Here is a 26,062-nt window from a genome sequence, read left to right as displayed (position 1 = left end):
GCACAACAAAACGATCAGGTACGGATATATTTGGCGGTACGGGGGAACGCCTGCTCCTTGGCATCGAACAGGTAGCAGGCCTCTGCCGGAATACCCACGCTGTAGGTCTGGCCGGTGACCACATCCACATCCGAGGTGGCCTTGACGGTAAAGTCGTGACCATCCACATCCATATAGACAAAAGACTCGGCGCCAAGGTGTTCGGCCACCTGCACGATGCCGCTCACCTTGCTATGTGCATGGGGGTGCGTGAGCGGGAACAGATGCTCGGGACGGATCCCCAGCTCCACCTTGTCACCGACCGCGCCACTGCGGGCATCGACCCGGGCACGCACGGTATCGCCAGAGGTCAGCTTGACCACGCACTCCTGCTCACCAATCTCCAGCAACTCGCCGGTCAGGAAGTTCATCTTGGGTGAGCCGATAAAGCCCGCCACGAACTTGTTGTCCGGATTGTGGTAGAGATCCAGCGGTGAACCGAACTGCTCCAGGTTGGTGGTCGCATCGGCTTTAAGCGGACTCAGCACCACTATCTTGTCGGCCAGGGTCATCGCTTCCACTTGATCGTGGGTCACGTAGATGATGGTGGAGTTGAGCTCTTTGTGCAGCTTGGCGATCTCGATACGCATCTTGACCCGCAGCGCGGCATCCAGGTTGGAGAGCGGTTCGTCAAACAGGAACACCTGCGGCTGCTGTACGATGGAGCGACCGATGGCGACCCGCTGACGCTGACCGCCGGAGAGCGCCTTGGGCTTTCGGTCCAGCAGCGGCTCGAGACCGAGGATCTCGGCGGCACGCATCACCCGCTTGTGGATGTTCTCCTTGTCCATCTTCTTGAGCTTGAGGCCAAAGGCCATGTTCTCGTAGATGTTCATGTGGGGATAGAGGGCGTAGGACTGGAACACCATGCCGACGTTGCGCTCTACCGGCGGCACGTCGTTCATGTAACGACCACCGATGGTCAGCTCACCGCTGGTGATATCTTCCAGACCCGCGATCATCCGCAGCAGAGTGGATTTACCGCAACCGGACGGGCCGACGAAGACGATGAACTCCCCTTCCTTGATGGAGAGGTTGATGTTGCGCAGGGTGTCCTTGTGAACAGTCGGATCGTAATTTTTGCGAACGTTGTTGAGTACTACTTCAGCCATGACGAGCTCCGCTCTTGAATCTTTGCAAATCGTGATAGCGGGGGGAGTCAGCTCCCCCGGCCATAAACCTTAACTTTTCCGCAGGGTGCCGCGAGCCAATCGCTCACGGCACGCGCATTTAGCCTTTCACACCGCCAGCGGTGAGACCACCGACTAGCCAGCCCTGTAATTGACCATCAGGAACACCTTGGTGCTGGCTGTGTGGCGCCACCTAACCTTTCACCCCACCAGCGGTGAGACCACCAACTAACCAGCGTTGCGCCATCAGGAACACCACTGTAATGGGGAAGCCGGAGAGCACGGCTGCCGCAGCAAAATCACCCCACAGGTAGTTCTGCGGATAGAGGTACTGCTGAGCCCCGACCGCCAGGGTCAGATTGTTCACATCCTGCAGCAGGATGGAGGCCATGGGCACCTCGGTGATGGTGCCGATAAAGGCCAGAATGAACACCACCGCCAGAATGGGCACCGACAGGGGCAGCAGGATCAGCCGGAATGCCTGCCATGGGGTGGCTCCGTCGATGGCTGCAGCCTCCTCCAAAGAGGAGTCGATGGTCTCGAAGTAGCCCTTGATGGTCCAGACGTGCAGGGCAATACCGCCCATGTACGCCAGGATCAAGCCACCGTGGGTATTGAGACCCAGCCAGGGGATGTAGTCACCAATCTTGTTAAAGAGCGCGTAGATAGCCACCAGCGCCAGTACCGCCGGGAACATCTGGAAAATCAGCATGCCTTGCAAGATGGTGGACTTGCCACGAAAACGCAGGCGGGCAAAGGCGTAGGCACAGGTGGTGGAGAGCACCACGATCATCAGGGCTGTGATGCCGGCGATCTTGATGGAGTTCCACAACCAGGTCAGCACCGGGAACGGCGGCGGCGTCAGACTGCCATCGGCGTTGGTGACCGTCATGCCCAAGGCAAGGCGCCAGTGATCCAGGGTCGGATTGGTGGGAATGATCTCCCCGACCGAGAAGTTGCCGCTGCGCAGTGAAATGGCGATAACCATGATCAACGGGAAGATGATCAGCGCCAGAAAGCCCCACATGACCAGGTGGGTTGCCCACACCCGGTATTTGACTGATTTGGGTTGTACGATTGCCATATTGACGCCTCCTTACAGTTGCTTGTCGGCTTTGGACAATTTCAGGTTAAGCAGCGCCAGCGCACCGACGATGAGGAAGATGGCAGTAGCGATGGCACTGGCCAGACCGTAGTCCTGACCGCCCGATCCCTGGAACGCAATCCGGTAGGTGTAGCTCACCAGCAAGTCGGTGGTACCGGCCGGGGTGGTGGCACCTATGATGTCCGGTGCGCCGTTGGTCAACAACTGGATAAGCACAAAGTTGTTGAAGTTAAAGGCGAACGAGGCAATCAACAGCGGTGTCAGCGGCTTCATCAGCAGCGGCACGGTGATCTTGAAGAAGTTCTGCACGGGACCGGCACCGTCCATGGCGGACGCTTCATAGAGATCTTCCGGAATGGCTTTGAGCAAGCCCATGCAGAGGATCAACATGTAGGGATAGCCGAGCCAGGTATTGACGATCAGGATCATCACCTTGGCCAGGAAGGGGTTGGTATACCAGTCCGGCTTGATGCCAAACGCCGCCTCCAGGAACATGTTGATCTCACCGAAGTTCTGGTTGAACAAGCCCTTGAACACCAGGATGGAGATAAACGCCGGAATCGCATAGGGCAGGATCAGCATGACCCGATAGAAACCGCGCCCCTTGAGGGATTCCCACTGCACCAGACTGGCCAACACCATGCCGATAGCCAGTGTCAGCGCCACGGAGCAGCTGGAGAAGATCACGGTCCAGATGAAGATCTGCAGGAACGGCGACTGGATGCCCGGATCATTCACGATGCGCGCGAAGTTCTTCCAGCCCACGCTCACCACAAAGCCCGGCGCCACGCCCTTGCCGACAAACTCACCCTGCTGATCAATGTATTGATAGAAGCCGGTCTCACCGTTAGGCAGCATCAGCTCGCCGTTCTGGGTGTCACGCAGCAGGTTGCTGTCTTTGATCACCACGCCAGACTCTAGTTTGATGCCATCCAGCAAACGGGTGTACTGCTGCTTCTGGGCGGCAAACTTGCGCAGACTGCTCAGGGTAAGATGAGTTCCGCCATCCGGTAGCACCAGATCCAGGTCACTCAGGTGAGTACGATGCTCAACAATGGCGCGGATCGGCGCGGCCTTGCTGGCGGTTTCGCCAGTGAAGGGCTGCAGCTCGACCACTTGCTGGGTGTTCTGCACCCGGCCCTCGCGGGACGCCAGCTCACGGGCCTTGTTGGTCATCAGGGAAACAGGTTGGCTGATAAAGGAGTGATCATCCTGGGTCAGCAGCAGCTGGAACTGGCCATTGTCGCCACCCAGCAGGGTAAAATCGAATTCACCGCCCGCCACCTTGTAGCTTTTCTTCAGATGGTAATCTCGCGCCTGCTCCACGGAGAGCAAGTTGGCCCCCGAATAGTTGGTGAAGGCGATACCAATCGTGTAGGCGAGAGGAAAGATGATAAATACAACCATGCCCGCAACACCCGGAAAGATGTAGCGATGGGCATAGGTCTTCTTGTTCATGAAGACATACAGACCGACGGATACCACCACCAGATCCAGCAGCGCGAATACCCACTCGCCACTGGCGTACATCATCACGGCAGCGTAGCCGTTGAGGATGGCGACCAGGGCCGCTATGGTCCACTTAAGCCAGGTGTGCTTATCCTTCGGACCGGCATAGGACTCAACAGAAGGTACTACTTCCATGCCAATTAACCTTTATAACGCCAAGAGAGATTTGAGAGAGTGGGAGGCCATGGCGGCCTCCCGGGTAGTGCGTGCTTACTGAACGATACGCTTGGCAGCGGTATCCAGTGCTTCGTCAACACCCTGACGACCGGAGGTCACGTTCTTGAGGGCAGTTTCGAAGGAAGACCAGAAACGGCTCATTTCGGGAACGGACGGCATCGGCTCACCGGCCTGGGCGTTTTGCATGGTGGCCTTGATGTTCGCATCGGATTCCAGGGTTTTCTGGAACGATTTCAGCGCAACGGCGCCCAGCGGCTTGTCGGCGTTAACCGGTGCCAGACCGGCATCAGTCAGCAGGTAGTTTTCCAGGAACTCGATGGCCAGATCCTTGTTCGGGCTGGCGGCGTTGATGGTGGCACCCAGTACGCCAACGAAGGCTTTGGCCGGCTTGCCATTCAGGGTCGGCAGCGGCGCTACGCCGTACTTGATGCCGCTCTTGTCCAGGTTGCTCCAGGCCCAGGGACCGTTGATCATCATGGCCACTTCGCCCTTGTTGAACTTGGCGTCCATCACACCGTAGTCGATGCCTTTTTCCAGGTGACCTGACTTGATCATCTCGGAGATATAGCCCACGCCCATCTTGGCGCCCGCGTTGTTCACGCCGGTATCTTTGACGTCATAACCGGTCGCGGTTTTCTTGAAGGCGTAGCCACCGTTGGCAGCCACCAGCGGATAGCTGAAGTACGGGGTGTCATAAGCCCACATGATGGCGCGCTTGCCATTTTTCTTCAGAGTCTCGTCAATCTTGGCGATCTCTTCGAAGGTTTTCGGCGGCTCAGGCAGCAGGTCTTTGTTATAAATCAGGCTGACCGCTTCCATGGCAACCGGGTAGCCATAGGTTTTGCCATCAACAGTCATGGCATCCCATGCCAGCTGTTCAAATTTACCTTTGGTCTCGGCATTCGGACTAACCGGAACCAGCAAACCGGCTTTGACCCACTCACCGTAACGGTCGTGAGCCCAGAAGAAGATGTCCGGACCGTTGCCAGTGGCGGCGGCTTGCTGGAATTTCACTTCAACCTGATCCGGGTGAGCCACAGTTACCTTGATGCCGGTTTCTGCTTCAAATTTTTTGCCCACTTCGGCCAGACCGTTGTATCCCTTGTCACCGTTGATCCAGATGGTCAGCTGGCCTTCATCGATGGCGGCAGTGGCAGAGCAAGCGACGCCAAGAGTGGCCAGACCGATCAGGGATGACAGCAATTTCTTTTTCATGAGCCTTTCCTTGTATTAGTTCCGCGCTGTAAGAGCATTGTGTGCGAGATGGATATTATCCCAAGCGGCAAACGGCTCACATGACGCAACTCGCATTTTTGAAATGCAATTACGTATTTCCTTCCAGAAAGTTCTGAAAACATTTTCTTAAAATGGGTAATTAGCCCCAATTATTGGCTTATTTCAGTACAAGCAAGGAAATATAATTACCAAAATGAAAACTTATTACCGCAATGAAAGGGTTTTCACTTCAATGAAAACCCTTTCAGGTGATTTATTTTGTTTGATTTGTTAACAAAGTACCGCGCCAGTTTCGGGGTCTGCCGCGGTGCAATAAAAAAAGAGACCCCGCCGGGGCGGAGTCTCTTTTTGCAAGAAATCACGACTTGATCACACTACAAGCCACACTACGACTGGCGCAGCAGCTGATCCTTGAGATTGGGCGGCACTCCCTTGATGGTCAGGGTGTCGGTCTGGGGGTCATAAAATATGCGACTGTTCAACAGCTTCTGCTCAAAGCTCAGGGTCAGGCCGCCGCCGGAGCCGACAAACTTGGTCAGACCGCGCAGGGTAGAACGGTCCGCCGGAAAGCGCTCTTCCAGCTGATACTCCTGACCGATAAAGCTGTAAAAATCGAGGTCGCCGTCGCCAGGCAATTCGGCAGAGAGCTCCTTGATTTCGATCTCTTCACCGGCACTGGCCTGTTCGGTGCAATATTTAAAGACCTGTTTTTTGTAATCATTGCGCTCGGTTGCCTCGAGCTGCTGACTGTCGCAGTAATCTTCCACCGCCTGCAGCAAGCCTTTATTTTGCACCTTGGCATCCATGCCCTCGCGGGCACCCAGCAGATCCATAAAGAAGTCGCCCAGTTTGCGACCGATGCGTCCCTTGCTGAAGGTGATATAGCGGCGTGAATCGGCCTGGGTTTTCCATTCGGTCAGATCAATGCGGGCCACCAGATTGAGTTTGCCGATATCCAGGTACTGGATATGGCGCAACTCCAGCGCTTCGCTGACGGTGACGCTCTCCTTGCCCTCCAGCAGGGCAATCAGCAGATAGTCGACCCCGACGTAGTTATATTTGGCAAACAGCAGTACCCCTTGCTCATCGAGGGCGTGTTCCACCAGCTGCTTCACCAGCATCTGGGTCACGGTGATCGAAAAAGGGACAAATTCCGTCTGTTCGGCCAGCAGTTGCTCAAGGGCGATACGAAATGCAGGTGAAGGCTGCTTGGGAGCCTCTTCACCGTCAGCCAGCTCGGCGACAGCCGTTTCGGGGTCAGCAAAGAAGCCAAAGCCCTTGCCCCCCTTGCCGTTATAGATACGATGCAGTTCCGCCATCAGCCCCTGTACTGCCTCATCAGCAGGGAGGGTCTGACTGCGAGTGTCGGCGTGGGGTTGACCATCGCCGCCCTGGCGCAAGGAGTGAAGAATGATCTTGTCGATATCGAGACTCATGTCACAAAGCCATAGTGTTAGCCGAAAGGGTGAAGTATTATAAGGCGCTTTGAACCGAGATGAACTGAAGATTATGCCCATCGTATCAAAGTACAAGAACGAGCAGTTTGACGCCCTGATGAACGACCTGATCACCGCGCTGGAAAAACATAAAGCGCCGGTGGATCTCAGCCTGATGGTGCTTGGCAACCTGACCACCAATATCATCAACGGTATGGCACCGGCCCAGCGCCACGCCATCACTGAAAAATTTGTCCAGGCCCTGACCGCATCGGTCGATAATCGCCACGACGCACACTGAGTCCCCGACTCTGTTGATTTGACGTTTCTCAACGCAGATGGATCACTATGGTCGAAACCGGTAACCCCTATCGTGATAATGTCTCTCGCCTGATCACCTGGGGGCATTGGTTCTCCTTCTTCAACATTATCCTGGCCATGCTCATCGCTACCCGCTATCTGGGTGCCATCAGCTGGCCATCGACCACGCTTGGCGTGATCTATCTCGTTGTAAGCTGGATTGGCCACTTCTCGTTCCTGAGTTTTGTCACCTACCTGTTGACGATCTTTCCGCTCAGCTTCGTGCTGCCCAAGGAGAAATCGTTGCGGTTCATCTCTGCCATCATCGCCACGCTGGCGCTGGTGTTGCTGCTGATCGACACCCAGGTATTCCGGCTGTTCAAGTTCCACCTCAACAGTCAGGTATGGCAGTTGCTGCTGGATCAGGCACAAACCGAAGAGGGCTCAATCTGGAGCATCATCTTCGTCGCCGTGCCCACCATTTTCCTGCTGCAACTGCTGCTGTCGGCCTATGTCTGGCGCAAGATCAACAAGCGCAAGCGCCGCCAGTACGGTAATCAGGTAGGGCTGGCCCTGCTGGTCTGCTTTATGCTGACCCACGTGGTCAACAGCTGGGCGGATGCCACCCTCTATCAGCCCATCACCATGCAGAGAGCCAACTTCCCCCTCTCCTACCCGATGACGGCCCGCTCCTTCCTGGCCAAACATGGTTGGCTGGATCTGGATCAGTACCAAAAGCAAGCGGCATCCCTGCACGAAAATAGCGACAGCCGGATGATCTATCCGCTACGCCCGCTAAACGTCAATGCGCCCGCCAGCCACAATAATCTGTTGATCGTGGTACTCGACTCCCTGCGCTTTGACATGCTCAACAACATCAACATGCCCAATTTGCAACGTTATGCCGATCAGCACATCACGTTTCGCAATCACTTGAGTGGCGGCAACGATGACCTGATGGGGATGTTCAGCCTGTTCTACGGGTTGCCGGGTCACTATTACAAGGACATCAGCAGCGACAAGCGTCCGCCGGTGCTGTTCGACGAGATGCTACGCCAGGATTACCAGTTCGGGCTGTTTGGCGCGATGGAAGATGCCCAGAAGTATCGCAAGAGCATTCTGGCTGGCCTGCGCAAACAGGTATTTGTCTCCGAGCAAATCGACGATGGCCAACTGCTGAGCGACTGGCAGTTGTGGCTAGAAAAACGCACAGCGGAGCGCCCCTGGTTCTCACTGGTCTATCTCTCTAGCCCGGGTGATTATCAGTTACCTGCCTCGATGAAAGGGCCATTCCAGCCAGAGCTCGCCAACTTCAATCCGGCGACCGCCTATCGGGCGGAGAATCTGCAAAAACTGGAGAACCGCTACAAAAACTCGGTCTTCTATACCGACCAGTTGCTTGAGCAGATGCTGACCAAATTGCAGTCGCAAGGGATGGATAGCAACACCATCGTCGTGATCACCGCCAACCACGGTCAGGAGTTCAACGACACCCGCAGCAACAGCTGGGGCGCCGGCAGCAACTACTCACCCTATCAGGTGCAGGTGCCACTGGTGCTGGCCTGGCCAGGCCGTGACAGTCAGAGCCTGGATCAGCCCAGTAGCCATCTTGATCTGGCCCCGACCCTGATGCAGGGGATGCTGGGGGTGCGCAATCAGGCTCGGGATTACAGCATTGGTCGCAATCTGTTTGATACCGCGCCACGCCCCTGGCTGCTGGCGGGGGATCAGAACGACTTTGCCATCTATCAGGGCGACACCATTACCCACTTCAACAAGCAGGGTGACTTCGAGCTGCTGGAGCGCAACAGTTACCGCCCGATCAAGCACGGCACCCCCGATATGGGCGCCATGATCCAGGTAATGAACGAGCTCAATCGCTTCTATCGCCACCCCTGATCAGAGCAACGCCCCATAAAAACGCCCCCGAATTCGGGGGCGTTTTACGTTATATGAATCAACCATCTGCTGCGGGAGGTGAGTTAACTCCCCCACCCTTGGGGGTACTTGTACCCGGCGAAACGGGTTGCCGCATAGGCTTTGAACGCTGGGGAGTTGTAGGCTGCCGCCACATCTTTGGCAAACTGCTGATCCGCATCCGCGCTTTTCACCACCACCCAGTTGATGAAGTCGTAGCTGCGCTCCAGAAACAACCCTTCGCTAAACGGGATGCCACTGGAGGCGGCGAAATTACCGTTGATCACCGAGAAATCCACATCCTCCCGCGAACGGGGCAGTTGCGCGGCCTCCAGCAGCACCAGCTTGAGATTGTGCGGGTTGTTCACCACATCAAACTCGCTCGCCTTGAGCGGGTTGATCCCCTCCTTGAGGGTGAGCCAACCGAGATCCTGCAGTATCAGCAGCGCCCGCGCCTGATTGCTGGGATCGTTGGGGATGGCCACCGTACTCCCCTCTTTTACCTTGTCGAGTGCAGCCAGCTTACCGGAATAGAGCCCCATCGGACCGGTTGGCACCTGGGTAATGGGTGCCAGTGACAAGCCGCGGTCTTTGGCAAAACTCTCAAGATAGGGTTTGTGCTGGAAACAGTTCACATCCAGTGATCCATCGGCCAGGGCAATATTCGGAGTCACATAGTCGGTGAACTCCACCAGCTTGACCTTGTACCCCTTGGCCTCCAGCTGCGGCTTGATGGAGTCGGTCACCATGTCGGCAAAATCTCCCACCGTGGTGCCAATCACGATCTCCTGTTTGGTCGGCAAGGGGGCATCGGCGGCAATTGCGGAAAAAGAGAGGCTCCCTACCGCCATCGCAGCAATAAAGGTGCTGGCGCCAGCAGTGGCACGCAAGGAAGCAGTGAAAGAAGAAGGTAAGAAGGAACGAAACGGCATAGGGACTCCCTGTCAGGTACGCATCAAGATATGGGCCTGCGGCGGGGTGCCCCCAGAGGCAACGCATCTCACACCGCAGAAATCTAGCCATCCAAACGGCTAATTCAATTACCATAACAGAGCCATCCACCACCGCCAAGCAATAAAGTGGTGGCACAAACCCCACCTCATCGCCCTTGCACTGACTCCCGCACGCATACCTCCACTCGCGCCTACACATACAACCATGCCGTTCACTTTAAAGAGCACACGACGCGCCCTCGGATTGCCCCGTATCGAGATGGATGCTGCGAAGGAGAGTAACGAGAGGGGGAATTACAGACAAAAAGATCAGTAACAAAAAATGAGATCCATTCTCAATAAAACACATAAACAGCGCCATTGGAATACCTACCACAAACAGAATCGGATTTCTTTGAAGCTCGTAGATGTTTTTGAAAAAGGCTCTTTTTGAATCTCAATCGCCCGTGTATAGATTTCCATCGCACCCAGGATGGTGCGATCCAAGATGGAGTTTAAAAAATAATGAAGCAAACATCGTTAGCACTGGCGATCACAGCACTGCTGTCGACCCTACCCAGTGCGCTCGTTCAGGCAAATGAAGGTTGTGCGCCGCTCACCGGCAAGGAGAGTGGCGTGGATATCGGACGCAGCAGCACCGAACGCTGTCTGCCAGGTGCCAATCCCCTGCAGGATCAGCAATGGTATCTGCTCAACAGCGGGCAGGATGGGTTCAGTGCCCGTGGCGGGGTAGCGGGCAATGATCTCAACCTCTGGTGGGCTCATCGCAGCGGGATATTGGGACAGGGAGTCAACGTCGCGGTCGTCGATGATGGCTTGGCCATCGCCCACCCGGATCTGGCGGACAACGTGCGTCCGGGTTCAAAAAACGTGGTGACCGGCAGCGATGACCCGACCCCGACCGATCCGGATACGGCGCATGGCACCTCGGTCTCCGGCATTATTGCGGCGGTGGACAACGTCATCGGCACCAAGGGGATCGCCCCGCGAGCCCAGCTGCAGGGGTTCAACCTGCTGGATGACAACAGCCAGCAACTGCAGAAAGATTGGCTCTACGCCCTTGGCGACAGCGATGCCAGCCGCGACAACCGGGTGTTCAACCAGAGCTACGGCATGAGTGTGGTGGATCCCCGCCCCGCCAACGATCTGGATCAATCCCAGCTTGACCGCCTGTTCGAACAGCAGACCCTCAAAGAACAGGGCGCAGCCTATATCAAGGCCGCCGGCAATGGCTTCAGCAAGATAGCGGCTGGCGGCTATATCCTCAACCGCACCGGCAACGGCCCCAAATTGCCGTTTGAAAACAGCAACCTCGACCCCTCCAACAGCAACTTCTGGAACCTGGTAGTGAGCGCCCTCAACGCCGATGGGGTCAGATCGTCTTACTCCAGCATCGGCAGTAACGTCTTCCTGAGCGCAACCGGCGGCGAATATGGTACCGACTCTCCGGCGATGGTGACCACGGATCTGCCCGGCTGCGACATGGGCTACAACCGCACCAATGATCCCAGCACCAACCGGCTGCACGGCAATCCGCAACTGGATGCCAGCTGCGACTACAACGGCGTGATGAACGGCACCTCTTCCGCCACCCCCAGCACCTCCGGCGCCATGGCGCTGCTGATGTCTGCCTACCCGGATCTGTCGGTGCGGGATCTGCGGGATCTGCTGGCCCGCAGCGCTACCCGGGTCGATGCCAAGCATCAACCCGTGATGGTCAGCTACACCAGCAGCACCGGCAAGGTACGCGACGTGAAAGGACTGGAAGGGTGGGAGCGCAATGCCGCTGGCATGTGGTTCAGCCCCACTTACGGCTTTGGCCTGATCGACGTCAACAAGGCCCTTGCGCTGGCAGCCAGCCACCAGCCGCTACCGCCCCTGGTGCAACTGCCCTGGCAGAAGAGCAGCGTCACCGGCAGCGCCGCATCCATTGCGGATGCAGGCAACAGCCCGACCAGTTCCACCACCCGCATCGCGACACCATTGACGGTGGAAGCGGTTCAGGTGATGGTGAGTCTGGATCATCAGCGCCTGCCCGACCTGCTGATCGAACTGGTCTCCCCCGCTGGCACCCGCAGCATACTGCTGACCCCCTTCAACAGCCTGATCGGCCAATCCCTTGATCAGCAAAAACTGGGATATGTGCGCACCAAAGGGCTACGGGACATGCGCATGCTCTCCCACAAGTTCTACGGTGAAGCGGCCGAGGGCGAGTGGCGACTGGAGGTGACCGACGTCGCCAACGGTACCCGCCAGGTCTCTCTGCTCAATCGCGAGACCAGGGAGCGCACCACCCTGATCGAGCGCAACAATCGCCAACCGGGCAAGCTGATCTCATGGTCCCTGCGGATCCTGGGTCACGATGCCAACCGCAGCTAACACGCTAGGAGTATTACCATGAACAAACCTGTTACCTTGCTGCTGGCAACCCTGCTGGCCCCCCTCTCGGGGCAGCTCTGCGCCGAGGAGTCCGTCACCATGGATGGCAAGCAGTACAGCACCATAGAGGTGAACGGCCAGACCTACCTTATTCCCGACAACGGCAGCAAGAAGCGGGTCGCCCGCAGTCTTGACAGCAAGGTCCCGCAGCAGACCCTGCGCCGCGGCGACGTGTTGATGCAAGGGGCCGCCAGCCCGGAGCTCACCGTCAGCGGCACCCTGCTGGTGGAAGCTGACGATGCCAGCGGCACCCTGCTGGTGGAAGCTGACGATGCCAGCGCCACCGCACTGGCAAGCCGCCACGGCCTGAGCTTCAAACAGAGCAGTGGCGGTATCGCCCTGTTGGAGGCCAAACCGGGCACCGATCTCAACGCCATCGCCACCCAACTCAAGAGCGAAGGGATGAAGGTACAGATCGAGCTGTCGGGGGCCGAACAGCAGCCGAAATAGACCGCACCACACAGATAACAAAGGCTCTGTCCCAATTATGTGTTGAAAGGCTAAGCTTGAAGTAGGCCATCACCTTGAGGTCTACCATCATGGATACCCCAGCCTTTCAACACCTGTTGTCTCTCTTTCCACAGCTTACCCTGCGCCAACGCCGTGTTGCCCGGCAGGAGCTCATGGCGCCCCACACCATTACCTCACTCAATACCCAGCTACCTGCATGCCGCGGTTGCCCACATTGTCAGGCCGATGCCAATCAGCTGGCTCCCTGGGGATGGAGTCGCGGACTGCGTCGCTACCGTTGCAAACTGTGTCTGCGTACCAGCTCTGTGCTGACCAAGACCCCCTTGGCCAGATTACGTAAAGCGCAGTGCTGGGAAGACTATGCGCAAGCCCTCATTGAAGGACTCACTGTCCGCCGGGCAGCGCTGCGTTGTGGAGTCAGCAAGAACACCGCGTTCCTTTGGCGTCACCGCTTCTTGCGTGCGATGGCCGCCCATCAAGCCACACGAGAAGAGGGTATCGTTGAGGTCGATGAGACCTTCTTCCTCGAATCGTTCAAGGGGCAACGGGGACTGCCGCGTCCGGCACGACATCGTGGAGGTAAAGGGCGAACCCGGGGAACCGGGCCGGATTACATCCCGGTGATGGTGGTGCAGGACCGTGCTGGCCATCATGCAGATTTTCAGTTGGAAAAGATGAATGCCGAAACAGTTATCGCGGTGTTGAAGCCGCTGGTGTCACCGGATGCAGTGCTGTGTAGCGATGGTGCGGGCGTATATGCCAGTTTCAGCAAAGAGCAGGGAGTGACTCATCAAGTAGTGCGCAATCGTCAGGGTGAGCGAGTGGCCGGCGCGTATCACATTCAGCATGTGAACGGCTATCACCGTCGGTTGAAAGAGTGGATGGAGCGCTTCCATGGCGTGGCGACGCACTACCTGAGGAATTATCTGGGTTGGCGCAGGATGCTGGAGCGTTATGGGAAGGGTGTGAATATCAAAGCGTGTTTGCATGAGGCGCTGGGGCAACCCATGCAATACGTAATTGGGACATAGCCATAACAAAGGGGGCCATCATGGCCCCCTTTCTGTGCTGCTCATTGTGGCAGTGGCTTACTTGCGGCCATGCTGCTCCGCCAGATAGAGCCAGGTATCGACCACTGTATCCGGGTTGAGGGATAGTGAATCGATCCCCTGCTCCACCAGCCAGGCGGCGAAGTCCGGGTGATCGGATGGCCCCTGACCGCAGATCCCCACGTACTTGCCCGCCTTGCGCGCAGCCTGGATCGCCATCGACAGCAGCGCCTTGACCGCCTCGTCGCGCTCGTCGAACAGGTGGGCAATCAGCCCGGAATCCCGATCCAGTCCGAGCGCGAGCTGGGTCATGTCATTGGAGCCGATGGAGAAGCCGTCCACGTGCTCGAGGAACTTGTCTGCCAAGAGGGCATTGCTCGGGATCTCGCACATCATGATCACCTTGAGCCCCCGCTCGCCACGGCGCAGACCGTTCTCGGCCAGGATGTCGATCACCTGCTCCGCCTCGCCCACAGTGCGCACGAAGGGGATCATCACCTCGACGTTGGTCAGCCCCATCACATCACGCACCCGCTTGATCGCCTCGCACTCGAGGGCAAAGCAGGGGCGGAAGCTGTCGGCGATGTAGCGGGATGCGCCACGAAAACCGATCATCGGGTTCTCCTCGTGGGGCTCGTAGCCACGACCCCCCACCAGATTGGCGTACTCGTTGGACTTGAAGTCCGACATCCGCACGATCACCCGCTCCGGCCAGAACGCCGCCCCCAGGGTGGCGATCCCCTCGGTCAGCTTGGCAACATAATATTCCCGCGGGCTGTCGTAACCGGCGATCATCTTAGCGATGGTGGCCCGCAGCTCTGGGGTTTGCTGGTCAAACTCCAGCAGCGCCTTGGGGTGCACGCCGATCATCCGGTTGATGATGAACTCGAGGCGCGCCAGCCCGACACCGGCGTTCGGCAGCTGGGCAAAGTCGAAGGCCCGATCCGGGTTGCCGACGTTCATCATGATCTTGATGGGCAACCGTGGCATGTTGCCCACCTCGGTCACCGCCACGTCAAAGTCCAGCTCGCCGTCATAGATAAAACCGGTATCCCCTTCCGCGCAGGAGACGGTGATCCGCTGACCCGGCTGAATATGGTCGGTGGCGTTGCCACAGCCGACCACCGCCGGAATACCCAGCTCGCGGGCGATAATGGCGGCGTGACAGGTACGACCGCCCCGGTTGGTGACGATGGCGGAGGCCCGCTTCATGATGGGCTCCCAGTCCGGGTCGGTCATGTCGGTCACCAGCACGTCGCCGGGCTGTACCTCGTCCATCTGGCTGATGGAGGAGATGACCCGCGCCGGGCCTGCGCCAATCTTGTGGCCGATGGCGCGCCCTTCGATCAGCACCTTGCCCGCTTGCTTGAGGGCAAAACGCTCGAGGGTATTGGCCTCCTGCCGACTGCGCACGGTTTCCGGGCGCGCCTGCACGATATAGAGCTGGCCATCCTGCCCATCCTTGGCCCACTCGATATCCATCGGGCGGCCATAGTGCTGCTCGATGATGAGGGCCTGTTTCGCCAGCGCCATCACCTCCTCATCGGTGATGCAGAAGCGGCTGCGCTCGGCCTCATCGGTGTCGACAATCTTCACCTGACGGCCGTGACCGGCATCGTCCGAATAGGTCATCTTGATAAGCTTGGAGCCGAGGGTCTTGCGCACCACCGCCGGGCGACCTCCCCTGAGGGTCGGCTTGTGCACGTAGAACTCGTCCGGGTTGACAGCCCCCTGCACCACCATCTCCCCCAGCCCCTGACTGCCGGTGATAAAGACCACGTCGTTGAAGCCGGACTCGGTATCCAGGGTAAACATCACGCCGGAGGCGGCGAGATCCGAACGCACCATCCGCTGCACCCCGGCCGAGAGGGCTACGCCCTTGTGGTCATAGCCCTGATGCACCCGATAGGAGATGGCGCGATCGTTGAACAGTGACGCAAACACATGCTTGACCGCCGTCATGACGGCATCGATGCCACGTACATTGAGGAAGGTCTCCTGCTGGCCGGCAAAGGAGGCGTCCGGCATATCCTCGGCGGTGGCGGAGGAGCGCACCGCAAACGAGGCCTCGACACCGGCACTCAACTTCTCATAGGCAACCCGGATCGCCTGCTCCAGCTCGGGCTGGAACGGGGCTTCGATCACCCAGTCGCGGATCTGCTGACCGGCCCGGTTGAGGGCGGCGATATCGTCCACGTCCAGATTGTCGAGCAGATGGTGGATCTTGCCGTTGAGGCCGCTGGACTCCAGAAACTCGTTAAACGCAAAGGCGGTGGTGGCAAAGCCCCCCGGCACGGATACACCGGCGCCAGAGAGGTTGCTGATCATCTCGCCAAGGGATGCGTTCTTGCCGCCAACTCGTTCTACGTCCTGCATTCCGAGCTGTTCGTACCAGAGCACGTACTGTTGCACTTGGATGTCTCCAGATTGGTGGGCACCGATGCCATGGCACCGCGTGCGCCCGATTTAATCGATGAGGTTATGGGTAAGTCAGGTGCGTTATTGTCTGTTTCTTTTGTTGCCAACGACCATGAAAACGTTTTCTACTGGTTTTCAAAAAAATCCCCGAACAAGGGTTGGGGATGGTCGAACGACCGGAACATTCTACAATGGCGACACAAAAAGATAACGACTCAGGTTTGCAAGCCACGTCACAACTTGGGCACAGCAGACCGGTTGACAAAACTGGTATGGTTTCGAGAGATACTTCTCACCCTTTACCCCATGCGGCCCCACCCGCCGGTATCACAGGAGCCCCACGTGCACACCGTATTTTATGTTTCAGACGGCACCGCTATCACTGCAGAAGTGTTCGGCCACGCGGTACTGAGTCAGTTTCCGCTGGCCTTCGAGCAGATCACTATCCCCTTTGTGGAGACCCAGGAAAAAGCCCGTCAGGTGCGGATGCGGATCGATGAACAGTTCCGCCAGACCGGGGTGCGCCCCATCCTGTTTCACACCATCGTCGACCCGCTGGTACGGGAAGAGGTGCTCAAATCGGAAGCGTGCGGCCATGACTTTCTCAACACCTTCGTCAGCCCGCTGGAGCAGGAGCTGGGAGTGAAAGCCGAGCCCCGCCTCCACCGCACCCATGGCATGGAGAACCGCAAGCTCTATGACGATCGCATCGAGGCAGTCAACTTCGCACTGGCCAACGACGATGGCATCACCACCAGGGAGTACGATGAGGCGGACATCATCCTGATCGGGGTCTCCCGCTGCGGCAAGACCCCTACCAGCCTCTATCTGGCGCTGCAGTTCGGCATTCGCGCCGCCAACTACCCCTTTATCGAGCAGGACATGGGCATGCTGGAGCTGCCCGCGCCCCTCAAGGCCAACCGTCACAAGCTGTTTGGCCTAACCATAGCGCCGCAGCGGCTGCACGAGATCCGCAACCAGCGCCGTGCCAACAGCCGCTACTCCTCCATCGAACAGTGCGAGCAGGAGCTGGCCTGCGTGGAACGACTGTTTCGCCAGGAGGCGATCCGCTTTCTCGATACCAGCTCCCACTCGGTGGAGGAGATCAGCGCCAAGGTCCTCGAGGCGACCGGTCTGCGCCGCCAGCTCTGTTAAGTCAGCTTGACAGCTACTGGCATCAACAAAAGATAAAAATCACACGTACACTGTAAAAGTCAGGCGCTGTGAGCTGTGGTTTGAGTAGATGACAGTGAAAAGCGTGGATGAAAAAGGGATAAGCACCATAAATGCTTATCCCTTCTCTTGCCAACCTTGTCGTTGCGCTTGTCACCTGAAGCCCGTCAGTCGCAGCTCTGCTCTGCTCTGCGCACAGCCAGAGTTAACTAACGATTGAGCTCAGGGTTGTTCATCAACCGGGCATAGAAGGCCAGCAAGCCGTGGCGCAGACGAACCCGCTCTGCCAGCCAGCCGCCAGCAACAGCACCCGTTACCCCGCCAACCAGCAGCAGCGGCTGCCAGTAGTGCAGCAATCCCTGATCACCGAGCAACAGCCAGCCCAGCAGCATGGTCGCGACCACCAGCAACAGCAGCGGACTGGCGGCAATTGCCAGCCAGAGCGCCACCAGCAGCCCCCGGGCCACCCCTTGTTGCAGCACGCTTTCACTCTCCCTGTGCTCCAACTCCCCGCACTCTTCCCTGCACTCTCGCTTGTTTGGCATCATTTGCATCCATCTATGACTCAGCACCACAAAAGCCCACCGACAGAGCCAAATGTCAACAAAACAGAATTCGATTGCGCAAATATCAACCAAGCACCACCATCCAGCCTCTCAAGATCATAAAAACGCTGCCTTTGGTACAAAACACGGCCATCTAGCATGGAAAATAGGTGCATTCATGGCGGATTATCACTATTCTGCTTCGGTTGCCAGCCAATGACAAAAATTGAAAATGGCGCGACGTAACGAAATAAATACAGCTTTCGTCAGGTTTTGGCTACGCACTGCGGCCTGCTCAGGATGAGCCCAACACCGACAAGAGACAACAGAGACGTAAGGACAGACCCATGGATTTGAAACAAGACGGTGAGGAGCTGAAGCGCGGCCTTAAAAACCGCCACATTCAGTTGATTGCTTTGGGCGGCGCCATCGGCACCGGCCTCTTTCTGGGCATTGCCCAAACCATCAAGATGGCAGGCCCCTCGGTCCTGCTGGGCTACGCCATCGGCGGCTTTATCGCCTTCCTGATCATGCGCCAGCTCGGTGAAATGGTGGTGGAAGAGCCGGTAGCCGGTTCATTCAGCCACTTTGCCTACAAATACTGGGGCGAGTTTGCCGGTTTTGCGTCCGGCTGGAACTACTGGGTGCTCTACGTGCTGGTGAGCATGGCCGAGCTGACCGCGGTGGGCATCTATGTCCAGTACTGGTGGCCCGAAATCCCGACCTGGATGTCGGCAGCGGTCTTCTTCGTGCTGATCAACGCCATAAACCTCTCCAACGTCAAAGCGTTTGGCGAGATGGAGTTCTGGTTCGCCATCATCAAGGTGGTTGCCATCATCGGCATGATTGGCTTCGGTGGCTATCTGCTCATCTCTGGCACCGGCGGCCCCGAGGCGAGCGTCACCAACCTGTGGGCACAAGGCGGCTTCTTCCCCAACGGCATTAGCGGTCTGGTGATGGCGATGGCGGTGATCATGTTCTCCTTTGGCGGTCTGGAGCTGGTGGGCATTACCGCTGCGGAAGCGGACAACCCCGAGAAGAGCATTCCCAAGGCCACCAATCAGGTGATCTACCGCATCCTGATCTTCTACATCGGCGCCCTGGCTATCCTGATGTCCCTCTACCCCTGGGGTAAAGTGGTGGAAGGCGGCAGCCCGTTCGTGATGATCTTCCACGCACTGGACAGCAATCTGGTCGCCACCGTGCTCAATATCGTGGTGCTGACGGCGGCACTGTCGGTCTACAACAGCTGCGTCTACTGCAACAGCCGGATGCTGTTCGGTCTGGCCAAGCAGGGCAACGGCCCGAAAGCCCTGCTCAAGACCAACAAGAGCGGCGTACCGCTGGTGGCCCTCTCGGTCTCGGCAATCGCTACCCTGCTCTGCGTGCTGATCAACTACCTGATGCCGGGCAAGGCGTTTGGCCTGCTGATGGCGCTGGTGGTCTCCGCACTGGTGATCAACTGGGCGATGATCAGCCTGGCGCACCTCAAGTTCCGCAAGGCCAAGGTCGCAGAAGGTGTCCAGCCCAAGTTCAAGGCGTTCTGGTACCCCTTCGGCAACTATCTCTGCCTCGCGTTCATGGCCGGTATTCTGGTGATCATGTACATGACCCCCGATTTTCGGATCTCGGTCGAGCTGATCCCCGCCTGGCTGGTGGTACTGGGTATTGGCTTTGTCATCAAGCGCAAAGGACAAGCCCAAAGCAAGGTCGCAGCCAATCTGGGTTAATGCCCGCAGCTGACGACATCAATGCAAAACGCCGATCGGATGATCGGCGTTTTTTTATCTGGCTACTTCAGCTGCTCTTGCCATCACTCATAAACCACACGGTAGTGCAGATCACTTGATCCGTTTTCCTTGTGCATCCACCACCGGCTCCCCATCTTCTTTGCTGAAGGCACCTTGCTGAGGGCTCGGCAGAATATCCAGCACCACTTCGGATGGACGACACAGCTTGGTGCCAAGGGGCGTCACCACTATGGGACGGTTGATCAAAATAGGGTGCGCCAGCATGGCATCGACAAGTTCGTCGTCGCTGAAGCGCTCCTCAGCCAGTCCAAGTTCCTCAAAAGGCGGCACGTTCTTGCGCAGCAGGTCGCGCACCGGCATTCCCATGGCCGCAATCAGCGCGACCAGTGTCGCGCGGCTCGGCGGGGTTTCCAGATAGTGGATAACGGTCGGCTCAACGCCGGCGTTACGGATGAGCTCCAGGGTATTGCGCGAGGTGCCGCAGGCCGGATTGTGATAAATGGTGATTGGAGTGTTATTCATGATTAAGCCTCTGCGTTGAGATAGTTGCGTTTCATTCTAAGGGCCACATTGACCAGAGCGATCAGCACCGGCACCTCCACCAGCGGGCCTATCACCCCGGCGAATGCTTGATCCGAGTTCAGACCAAATACCGCGATAGAGACCGCAATGGCCAGCTCGAAGTTATTACCGGTGGAAGTAAACGCGATTGACGCATTCTTGTCATAGGGGATCCCGAGCTTCTTGCCGACCAGAAAGCTGGTGAAAAACATCAGCACAAAATAGACCACCAGCGGAATGGCGACCCGCACCACATCCATCGGCAATTCGACGATCATCTCCCCCTTGAGGCTGAACATCAGCACGATAGTGGCCAGCAGGGCGATCAGGGTGATGGGGGAAATCGCCGGAATAAAGCGCTCGGTGTACCACTGCTCCCCCTTGGCCTTGACCAGATAGTGACGGCTCAGGAAACCAGCGAGGAAGGGAATGCCCAGATAGATCAGCACGCTTTGGGCGATATCCAGCATGGTGATATCCACTGCAAACCCCTGCAAACCAAACAGCGGCGGCAGGACGGTAATAAACAACCAGGCCATAAAGCTGTAGGTGAGGATCTGAAATCCGCTATTGAGCGCCACCAGACCGGCACCGTACTCCTTGTTGCCACCGCCAAGGTCGTTCCACACCAGCACCATGGCGATGCAGCGCGCCAGACCGATCAGGATCAGGCCCACCATGTAGTCCGGGTGGTCATGTAAAAACACCAGGGCAATCACAAACATCAGGATGGGGCCGACCAGCCAGTTCATCACCAAGGAGAGGGTTATCGCCTGCCGGTCGCGGGTCATGGTGCCCATGGTGGCGTAATTCACCTTGGCCAGCGGCGGATACATCATCAGGATCAGACCAATGGCCAGCGGGATATTGGTGGTGCCGACCGACATCGCCTCGTTCCACTGGGCTACCTGAGGGAACAGATAGCCAATCCCCACCCCGATGGCCATGGCGACAAAGATCCAGAGGGTGAGATTACGGTCGAGAAAACTCATTTTTTTGCTGACGGGCAGATCGCAGCAATCATTGGTACTCATCAAAAGACTCCAAAAGCATTGGGTGAGATGAAAGGCTCAACGCGAACACAGGCCGCGGTTGATGGTGCCTTCACGGGAATATCGTGGGGCGCTATCTCACGCCTCCTGATAGATCGGGTGACATAACCCTTGCAATGCGGCCACTCCCACCGGCTCGACGGCCTGCAAGGGCACCACCGCATAACGCTTGGTATGGCGCTCTTTGACTGCAGCGATATGGGGTTGCTGGCAACAGGCGCGCTGGGCCAGCAGTGGCGAGGTAACGCTGGCAGGGGAAAGCAGGTGATTCACCACCCAGGCCCAGGGCTCGATACCGGCACGGCGCAGATCGGCTTGCAGGTTGGCAGCCTCCTGCACCGGAGTCGGCTCTGGCAGGGTGACGATCATCACCTTGGTCTGTTTCGGGTCTTGCAACTGCATCATGGGGGTAGTGAAGTGCAGGCCCTTGTTGCCCATCTGGCGGGCAATCTCCCTGTGATAGGCGCCGGTGGCATCGAGCAGCAGCAGGGTATGGCCGGTCGGCGCCGTGTCCATCACCACGAAGCGCTTGCCGGCCTCACGAATGATCCGCGAAAAGGCCTGAAATACGGCGATCTCTTCGGTGCAGGGGGAACGCAGGTCTTCTTCCAACAGGGCGCGGCCCTGGGCATCGAGACTCGCCCCCTTGGTGGCCAGCACCTGAGCACGGTAACGCTCGGTCTCGGCGTGGGGATCGATGCGGCTCACCTCCAGACTGGGCAAGGCCCCGGCCAGCGTCTCCCCCAGATGGGCGGCGGGATCTGAGGTAGTAAGATGCACCGGCAGCCCGCGACTGGCGAGCTCCACCGCCACGGCCGCCGCCAGAGTCGTTTTCCCCACCCCGCCCTTGCCCATCAGCATGATGAGCCCGTGGCCATCGCTGGCCAGTTCATCGACCAGTTGCTGCAACCCGGGGTGCGGCTCGGCGGTGGTGCGTTCGACCGCATCGGCACTATCGTCAGCACCATCAGCACGATCAGCACCATCGGCAGACACTGTGCCCAGTAACTGACGCAGGCTCTCTACACCCACCAGATTGGTCGCCAGCAGCGGTATTCTGTCTTGTGGCAAGCTTGCCAGCAGCGCGGGCATCTGTGCCAACGCCTGCTGCTCCCGCTGCCACACGGCGCAGGCCAAGGGGTCATCCGCCAGCTCCCGTTGCGGGAAGATGCCATTGATCACCAGCTGCTGATTGGCAAGACCTATGGCCGCCAGTTCATCATGAGTGCGCGCAACTTCCCGCAAGGTAGAAGCTTGCGCTCGGGCCACCAGAATAAGCCGGGTTTTCAACCCATCGGACAAGGCAGCGACCGCCTCGGCGTATTGGCTGCGCTGTTTTTCCAGCCCGGCCAATGGCCCCAGACAAGAGGCATCCCCCTTGCCTTGCTCCAGAAACTCGCTCCATGCCCCCGGCAGTTGCAGCAGACGGATGGTGTGACCGGTGGGGGCCGTGTCAAATACGATATGGTCATACTGTTCCACCAGCTGGCGGTCTATCAGCAGGGCGGTGAACTCGTCAAAGGTGGCAATCTCTGTGGTGCAGGCGCCGGAGAGTTGCTCTTCAATGCTGCGCACCACGCTCTCGGGCAACTTGCCACGCACCGGGCCGACAATCCGTTCCCGATACGCTTGCGCCGCCGCTTGCGGGTCTATCTCCAGTGCTGACAAGCCGCTGACGGCCGCGATGGCGGTGATCGTATTGCCGATGGCTGTGTCAAATACCTGACCGACGTTTGAAGCCGGATCCGTGCTGACCAGCAGCACCCGTTTGCCACTGTCACACAAGGCAACTGCACTGGCGCAGGCTAGCGAGGTTTTACCCACGCCCCCCTTGCCGGTGAAAAAGAGAAACGGCGGGGCATCAGTCACAAACGAATAGCTCAGCAACGCGTTACTCAAAGACGAGGACATAAGCGGCTCCAATCAGGCAAAACAAGGCAATTCACCGCGCAGGCGGCAGGGATGTGGTCAGCAACACTCAGGGGTTAGCAGCAACCACTGCTGCCACAACAGCCGCCGCTCTTGGCGATCCCTTTGATGGCCGCTTGCGGCGCGGGCAAACCGGCATAACGGGCCAGCTCACTGCGGTCGGGATAACGGCCGGTGAGCACCACCTGACCATCCACCAGCACCAGCGGCAACCCCGCCTCCCCTGCGTGCATCAAGAAGGCACTGACCGCTGGGGTCTCGGCAAACACCATCGGCTGCTGAGCCAGATTGAAGCGCTCGATGGCCACCCCCTGCCCCTTGGCCCACGCCACATCGGCCGCAAAGTTCACCAACCGCTGCTCTACCTCGGTACCGCATACACCGCTGGCACAGCACAGTGCCGGATCAAAAATCTGGATAACAGACATGGCATTACTCCTTATTGCAGCAAGATTGCTCGGGCAACACATGGGGCGAACAGCTCGACTCGGCGCGCATCATCCCGCACGCTTCGGGATGCCCGGCGCAACACTCTTCCGTGAGGTAGCCGATAAGATCCAGCATCAGGGGAATGTTGGCCCGGTAACGTAAAAAACGACCTTCTTGCTCCACCGACAACAGGTCGGCATGCAGCATGGCTTTCAGATGAAATGACAGTGTGTTCGGGGCGATATCCAGTTCACTGGCCAACTGGCCAGCAACCTTGCCTTCCAACCCGGCCTTGACCAGCAGCCGCCAGACATCGAGACGGATCCCGGATGCAAGAGACTCGAACACTTTAGTGGCTGTATCTTTATTCATGGGAACCTCTTCATCTCATTTCATAGTTACAACTATACAAGAATTATTGAAATGAACAAGTCACCTCAACCAAGTCACGGATCTGTTCAGCTGCCTGGGTTGTTCACGCAGCACTCTTCACGGAAAAAAGCGATGATCTCTTCCAGCACCTCATATTGAGAAACGCAAAGGAGGGTGCGGCTCTCCCGGTTTTGCTTGACCAGCCCCACCGAGACCAGCGCCGCGATATGGTGGCTGAGGGTGGAAACGGGGATCGCCAACTGCTTTTGCAGCTGCTCCACCATCCCCATGCCAAGAGGACTGCTCTCGGCCAAGGCTGGATTTGGCACCACCCTCACCTTCCTGTTTATCTCTCCGCTCTTGAACCCCATCATCGTCGGCTTGATGTGGGCCACCTTCGGCTGGAAAGTGAGCCTGCTCTACGCCGTGATCGCCGCCAGCGTCTCAGTCATGGCGAGCATGCTGCTCGACAGATTGGGGTTCGAGCGCCATGTCATCGACCCCAAAGAGGCCACCCCCTCCTGCAGCAGTAGTGGTTGTGGCCCGGCGACCCACACCACAACTCAAGCAAATTGCAGTGACAACCAACGCGGCGCCATTCGCTCAATCAAACCGCTCAACGGGGCGGCATGCTGCGCAGCAGCGCAACCAGAGATGGCCGAACAAGCCCCCCTCTCCTGCTGCAGCGATGGCACGGCAGTCCTGACCAGTGCACCACAGATCCCCACTGCCTGGGTCAAGGCTCGCATCGATGCCTGGCAGCAGTTCAAAGCGGTATTGCCCTTCCTGCTGCTGGGGGTGCTCGTCGGCTCGTTTATCTACGGCTTTATTCCTGCCGAGTGGATCGCTGCCCATGCTGGCGCCGACAACCCGTTGGCCATCCTCTTCAGCACCATCGTCGGGATCCCGCTCTATATTCGGGCCGAGGCGTTGATCCCGCTCACGTCTGTACTGCTGGGCAAAGGGATAGGGATAGGGATAGGGATAGGGATAGGCGCCGTCATGGCGCTGATCATCGGCAGCGCTGGTGCCAGTCTGACCGAGGTGATCCTGCTCAAATCGATGTTCAGAACCCCCGATGATTGCGGCCTTCCTTACCGTGATCCTCGGCATGGCGATCTTGATGGACTATCTGACGCTGCAGCTGTTTTAAACTACCAATGCTTTAAGCCACCAGGCTTTGAATAGACAAAACGCCGATCGGATGATCGACGTTTTGTTATAGCCAGTGCTACTCAGAAAAAATTGACGTTCAAATCTGACTATTTAATAGTGACAGCTCCAGCATCTTTTTTTCATTATAAATGACTTTATCATCCTGCAACGATACAACGCCTGTTTTTTCCAATGCCAGAAGAATGCTGCCTCCAATAGATGGCATCTCTTTAAATTTGCTATTAATACTATTTAATAAACTTCCTTTATTGGCCGGCCTGTTATTTTTATAGGTAAGTAGATGCGAGCAAATTTTCTTTAACGCCAATGTGTCAACACCACTCGTGGCAGTTAGCCTACTTTCATCCTTTTTAGTACCGATGCGCTCTGCCACTCGATGTTGGTTGCGTAACAGGCTTACTACATGCTCGAGACCTGTGTCATTTGACATAATGACAAAGTGAGCATCTGCAGGGAGTTGCTGCATCAGCACCCCAGCATAGAAACTGATGCCAAAATCAGCAGAGTTTTTCCCTGCATTAGCCATTTTAAATATTTTAAGTCGCCCTGAATTTATAATTTCATTGAGGGGCATCAACCAATCCAAAGGGATTTTGGCGCCAGTCTGCGCATAGCAAATAACAACCTGCGCATACTCATTTAACGTTTCATTCAGGACGTTGATCTGACTTGGACAGTTCTCCAAATCAATTAGCAATACTTTGCCATATTTAACGCTCGGTAAAAATTCAGTTTGAGTATTCATAACTCCATCCATGGCTATCGATGATTTATTCCATAAAACTGACGGCCTGCTTCTATTCCATCAGCAACAAACCAGCCCACAGCATACCTTCTTCAGCACGAATGAGCACTGATCGATACCCATCATGCCGCTGGAGATCAAAAAAGGCCT

General features: G+C 57.4%; 23 protein-coding genes. 8 read left to right on the top strand and 15 right to left on the bottom strand.

All coding sequences use genetic code 11. From position 1 onward, the window contains the following. Nucleotides 1-14: 14 nt before the first annotated feature. The 5 genes from CK911_RS04805 to yejK all read right to left on the bottom strand — a co-directional run bounded on the left by CK911_RS04805 (nt 15) and on the right by yejK (nt 6,632). A complete protein-coding gene (locus CK911_RS04805) occupies nt 15-1,151 on the bottom strand; it encodes an ABC transporter ATP-binding protein (RefSeq protein WP_098969175.1) in 1,137 nt (378 codons plus the stop codon). A 211-nt stretch (nt 1,152-1,362) separates the two neighbouring features. Continuing rightward, complete coding sequence (gene malG / locus CK911_RS04800) at nt 1,363-2,253, bottom strand: maltose ABC transporter permease MalG (RefSeq protein ID WP_042022290.1); 891 nt, start codon at nt 2,251-2,253, stop codon at nt 1,363-1,365. Nucleotides 2,254-2,265: 12 nt separating this feature from the next. Next, entirely contained in the window at nt 2,266-3,918 is a 1,653-nt protein-coding gene (gene malF / locus CK911_RS04795; RefSeq protein ID WP_042022287.1) for a maltose ABC transporter permease MalF, read from the bottom strand. A 75-nt stretch (nt 3,919-3,993) separates the two neighbouring features. Further along, on the bottom strand, nt 3,994-5,175 hold the full coding sequence (gene malE / locus CK911_RS04790) for a maltose/maltodextrin ABC transporter substrate-binding protein MalE (RefSeq protein WP_042022285.1): 1,182 nt from the start codon (nt 5,173-5,175) through the stop codon (nt 3,994-3,996). A gap of 407 nt (nt 5,176-5,582) precedes the next feature. After that, nucleotides 5,583-6,632 (bottom strand): nucleoid-associated protein YejK, encoded by a 1,050-nt coding sequence (gene yejK, locus CK911_RS04785; RefSeq protein WP_172953959.1) that lies wholly within the window; start codon nt 6,630-6,632, stop codon nt 5,583-5,585. A gap of 73 nt (nt 6,633-6,705) precedes the next feature. Here yejK and CK911_RS04780 point away from each other — a divergent pair, with 73 nt between their 5' ends. Next, nucleotides 6,706-6,933: a DUF1414 domain-containing protein gene (locus tag CK911_RS04780; RefSeq protein WP_042022283.1), complete on the top strand. Its 228-nt coding sequence runs from the start codon at nt 6,706-6,708 to the stop codon at nt 6,931-6,933. Nucleotides 6,934-6,980: 47 nt separating this feature from the next. After that, the gene (locus tag CK911_RS04775; protein WP_098969173.1) at nt 6,981-8,831 is read left to right on the top strand and encodes a DUF3413 domain-containing protein; all 1,851 of its coding nucleotides are present in this window, start codon (nt 6,981-6,983) and stop codon (nt 8,829-8,831) included. Nucleotides 8,832-8,914: 83 nt separating this feature from the next. On the opposite strand, the gene CK911_RS04770 is transcribed toward CK911_RS04775, so the two are convergent. Further along, nucleotides 8,915-9,700: a MetQ/NlpA family ABC transporter substrate-binding protein gene (locus tag CK911_RS04770; RefSeq protein ID WP_042022519.1), complete on the bottom strand. Its 786-nt coding sequence runs from the start codon at nt 9,698-9,700 to the stop codon at nt 8,915-8,917. A gap of 606 nt (nt 9,701-10,306) precedes the next feature. On the opposite strand from CK911_RS04770, the gene CK911_RS04765 reads away from it, so the two are divergent. From CK911_RS04765 to CK911_RS04755, 3 genes are all read left to right on the top strand, one after another. After that, nucleotides 10,307-12,181, top strand: coding sequence for a S8 family serine peptidase (locus CK911_RS04765; RefSeq protein WP_098969172.1), 1,875 nt, complete (start codon nt 10,307-10,309; stop codon nt 12,179-12,181). A gap of 18 nt (nt 12,182-12,199) precedes the next feature. Further along, a complete protein-coding gene (locus CK911_RS04760; protein WP_098969171.1) occupies nt 12,200-12,691 on the top strand; it encodes a hypothetical protein in 492 nt (163 codons plus the stop codon). Between the two features lie 89 nt (nt 12,692-12,780). Next, nucleotides 12,781-13,743, top strand: a complete 963-nt coding sequence (locus CK911_RS04755) for an IS1595 family transposase (protein WP_098969170.1) — start codon at nt 12,781-12,783, stop codon at nt 13,741-13,743. Between the two features lie 57 nt (nt 13,744-13,800). Here CK911_RS04755 and ppsA read toward each other — a convergent pair whose 3' ends face one another. Further along, complete coding sequence (gene ppsA, locus CK911_RS04750) at nt 13,801-16,173, bottom strand: phosphoenolpyruvate synthase (protein ID WP_098969169.1); 2,373 nt, start codon at nt 16,171-16,173, stop codon at nt 13,801-13,803. Nucleotides 16,174-16,521: 348 nt separating this feature from the next. Between ppsA and CK911_RS04745 the strand changes: the two genes are divergently transcribed. Next, complete coding sequence (locus tag CK911_RS04745; protein WP_068979127.1) at nt 16,522-17,334, top strand: pyruvate, water dikinase regulatory protein; 813 nt, start codon at nt 16,522-16,524, stop codon at nt 17,332-17,334. 227 nt (nt 17,335-17,561) lie between these two features. On the opposite strand, the gene CK911_RS04740 is transcribed toward CK911_RS04745, so the two are convergent. Beyond that, nucleotides 17,562-17,897 carry a hypothetical protein gene (locus CK911_RS04740; RefSeq protein ID WP_098972461.1) on the bottom strand — a complete coding sequence of 112 codons (336 nt, stop codon included), beginning with the start codon at nt 17,895-17,897 and terminating at the stop codon, nt 17,562-17,564. A gap of 347 nt (nt 17,898-18,244) precedes the next feature. On the opposite strand from CK911_RS04740, the gene CK911_RS04735 reads away from it, so the two are divergent. Further along, the gene (locus CK911_RS04735; protein WP_042022277.1) at nt 18,245-19,627 is read left to right on the top strand and encodes an amino acid permease; all 1,383 of its coding nucleotides are present in this window, start codon (nt 18,245-18,247) and stop codon (nt 19,625-19,627) included. A 111-nt stretch (nt 19,628-19,738) separates the two neighbouring features. On the opposite strand, the gene arsC is transcribed toward CK911_RS04735, so the two are convergent. The 6 genes from arsC to CK911_RS21105 all read right to left on the bottom strand — a co-directional run bounded on the left by arsC (nt 19,739) and on the right by CK911_RS21105 (nt 24,320). Further along, nucleotides 19,739-20,170: a glutaredoxin-dependent arsenate reductase gene (arsC, locus tag CK911_RS04730; RefSeq protein ID WP_098969168.1), complete on the bottom strand. Its 432-nt coding sequence runs from the start codon at nt 20,168-20,170 to the stop codon at nt 19,739-19,741. Between the two features lie 2 nt (nt 20,171-20,172). Beyond that, entirely contained in the window at nt 20,173-21,243 is a 1,071-nt protein-coding gene (gene arsB, locus CK911_RS04725) for an ACR3 family arsenite efflux transporter (RefSeq protein ID WP_172953958.1), read from the bottom strand. A gap of 96 nt (nt 21,244-21,339) precedes the next feature. Continuing rightward, nucleotides 21,340-23,172, bottom strand: a complete 1,833-nt coding sequence (gene arsA / locus CK911_RS04720) for an arsenical pump-driving ATPase (RefSeq protein WP_098969167.1) — start codon at nt 23,170-23,172, stop codon at nt 21,340-21,342. A 74-nt stretch (nt 23,173-23,246) separates the two neighbouring features. After that, the gene (arsD, locus tag CK911_RS04715) at nt 23,247-23,618 is read right to left on the bottom strand and encodes an arsenite efflux transporter metallochaperone ArsD (protein WP_098969166.1); all 372 of its coding nucleotides are present in this window, start codon (nt 23,616-23,618) and stop codon (nt 23,247-23,249) included. A gap of 4 nt (nt 23,619-23,622) precedes the next feature. Beyond that, a complete protein-coding gene (locus tag CK911_RS04710) occupies nt 23,623-23,991 on the bottom strand; it encodes a helix-turn-helix transcriptional regulator (RefSeq protein WP_098969165.1) in 369 nt (122 codons plus the stop codon). An 86-nt stretch (nt 23,992-24,077) separates the two neighbouring features. Continuing rightward, nucleotides 24,078-24,320 carry a helix-turn-helix transcriptional regulator gene (locus tag CK911_RS21105; RefSeq protein ID WP_253860376.1) on the bottom strand — a complete coding sequence of 81 codons (243 nt, stop codon included), beginning with the start codon at nt 24,318-24,320 and terminating at the stop codon, nt 24,078-24,080. Between CK911_RS21105 and CK911_RS04705 the strand changes: the two genes are divergently transcribed. Continuing rightward, nucleotides 24,280-25,179 carry a permease gene (locus CK911_RS04705; RefSeq protein ID WP_253860375.1) on the top strand — a complete coding sequence of 300 codons (900 nt, stop codon included), beginning with the start codon at nt 24,280-24,282 and terminating at the stop codon, nt 25,177-25,179. The two genes, CK911_RS21105 and CK911_RS04705, sit on opposite strands and share 41 nt — an antisense overlap. A gap of 64 nt (nt 25,180-25,243) precedes the next feature. On the opposite strand, the gene CK911_RS04700 is transcribed toward CK911_RS04705, so the two are convergent. Continuing rightward, nucleotides 25,244-25,912 carry a PIN domain-containing protein gene (locus tag CK911_RS04700; protein WP_098969164.1) on the bottom strand — a complete coding sequence of 223 codons (669 nt, stop codon included), beginning with the start codon at nt 25,910-25,912 and terminating at the stop codon, nt 25,244-25,246. Nucleotides 25,913-26,062: the final 150 nt, after the last annotated feature.

This window comes from Aeromonas sp. CU5 (genome assembly GCF_002586745.1).
Lineage (GTDB): Bacteria > Pseudomonadota > Gammaproteobacteria > Enterobacterales > Aeromonadaceae > Aeromonas > Aeromonas sobria.
Note: the sequence above shows the minus strand (reverse complement) of the source record. Positions and strands in the feature narration are given on the sequence as shown.

What these genes read in the sequence shown, in the direction of transcription:
- CK911_RS04805 (WP_098969175.1), bottom strand. Translation starts at nt 1,151, where the DNA reads ATGGCTGAAGTAGTACTCAACAACGTTCGCAAAAATTACGATCCGACT.
- malG (WP_042022290.1), bottom strand. Translation starts at nt 2,253, where the DNA reads ATGGCAATCGTACAACCCAAATCAGTCAAATACCGGGTGTGGGCAACC.
- malF (WP_042022287.1), bottom strand. Translation starts at nt 3,918, where the DNA reads ATGGAAGTAGTACCTTCTGTTGAGTCCTATGCCGGTCCGAAGGATAAG.
- malE (WP_042022285.1), bottom strand. Translation starts at nt 5,175, where the DNA reads ATGAAAAAGAAATTGCTGTCATCCCTGATCGGTCTGGCCACTCTTGGC.
- yejK (WP_172953959.1), bottom strand. Translation starts at nt 6,632, where the DNA reads ATGAGTCTCGATATCGACAAGATCATTCTTCACTCCTTGCGCCAGGGC.
- CK911_RS04780 (WP_042022283.1), top strand. Translation starts at nt 6,706, where the DNA reads ATGCCCATCGTATCAAAGTACAAGAACGAGCAGTTTGACGCCCTGATG.
- CK911_RS04775 (WP_098969173.1), top strand. Translation starts at nt 6,981, where the DNA reads ATGGTCGAAACCGGTAACCCCTATCGTGATAATGTCTCTCGCCTGATC.
- CK911_RS04770 (WP_042022519.1), bottom strand. Translation starts at nt 9,700, where the DNA reads ATGGCGGTAGGGAGCCTCTCTTTTTCCGCAATTGCCGCCGATGCCCCC.
- CK911_RS04765 (WP_098969172.1), top strand. Translation starts at nt 10,307, where the DNA reads ATGAAGCAAACATCGTTAGCACTGGCGATCACAGCACTGCTGTCGACC.
- CK911_RS04760 (WP_098969171.1), top strand. Translation starts at nt 12,200, where the DNA reads ATGAACAAACCTGTTACCTTGCTGCTGGCAACCCTGCTGGCCCCCCTC.
- CK911_RS04755 (WP_098969170.1), top strand. Translation starts at nt 12,781, where the DNA reads ATGGATACCCCAGCCTTTCAACACCTGTTGTCTCTCTTTCCACAGCTT.
- CK911_RS04740 (WP_098972461.1), bottom strand. Translation starts at nt 17,897, where the DNA reads ATGCCAAACAAGCGAGAGTGCAGGGAAGAGTGCGGGGAGTTGGAGCAC.
- CK911_RS04735 (WP_042022277.1), top strand. Translation starts at nt 18,245, where the DNA reads ATGGATTTGAAACAAGACGGTGAGGAGCTGAAGCGCGGCCTTAAAAAC.
- arsC (WP_098969168.1), bottom strand. Translation starts at nt 20,170, where the DNA reads ATGAATAACACTCCAATCACCATTTATCACAATCCGGCCTGCGGCACC.
- arsB (WP_172953958.1), bottom strand. Translation starts at nt 21,243, where the DNA reads ATGAGTACCAATGATTGCTGCGATCTGCCCGTCAGCAAAAAAATGAGT.
- arsA (WP_098969167.1), bottom strand. Translation starts at nt 23,172, where the DNA reads ATGTCCTCGTCTTTGAGTAACGCGTTGCTGAGCTATTCGTTTGTGACT.
- arsD (WP_098969166.1), bottom strand. Translation starts at nt 23,618, where the DNA reads ATGTCTGTTATCCAGATTTTTGATCCGGCACTGTGCTGTGCCAGCGGT.
- CK911_RS04710 (WP_098969165.1), bottom strand. Translation starts at nt 23,991, where the DNA reads ATGAATAAAGATACAGCCACTAAAGTGTTCGAGTCTCTTGCATCCGGG.
- CK911_RS04705 (WP_253860375.1), top strand. Translation starts at nt 24,280, where the DNA reads ATGCCAAGAGGACTGCTCTCGGCCAAGGCTGGATTTGGCACCACCCTC.
- CK911_RS04700 (WP_098969164.1), bottom strand. Translation starts at nt 25,912, where the DNA reads ATGAATACTCAAACTGAATTTTTACCGAGCGTTAAATATGGCAAAGTA.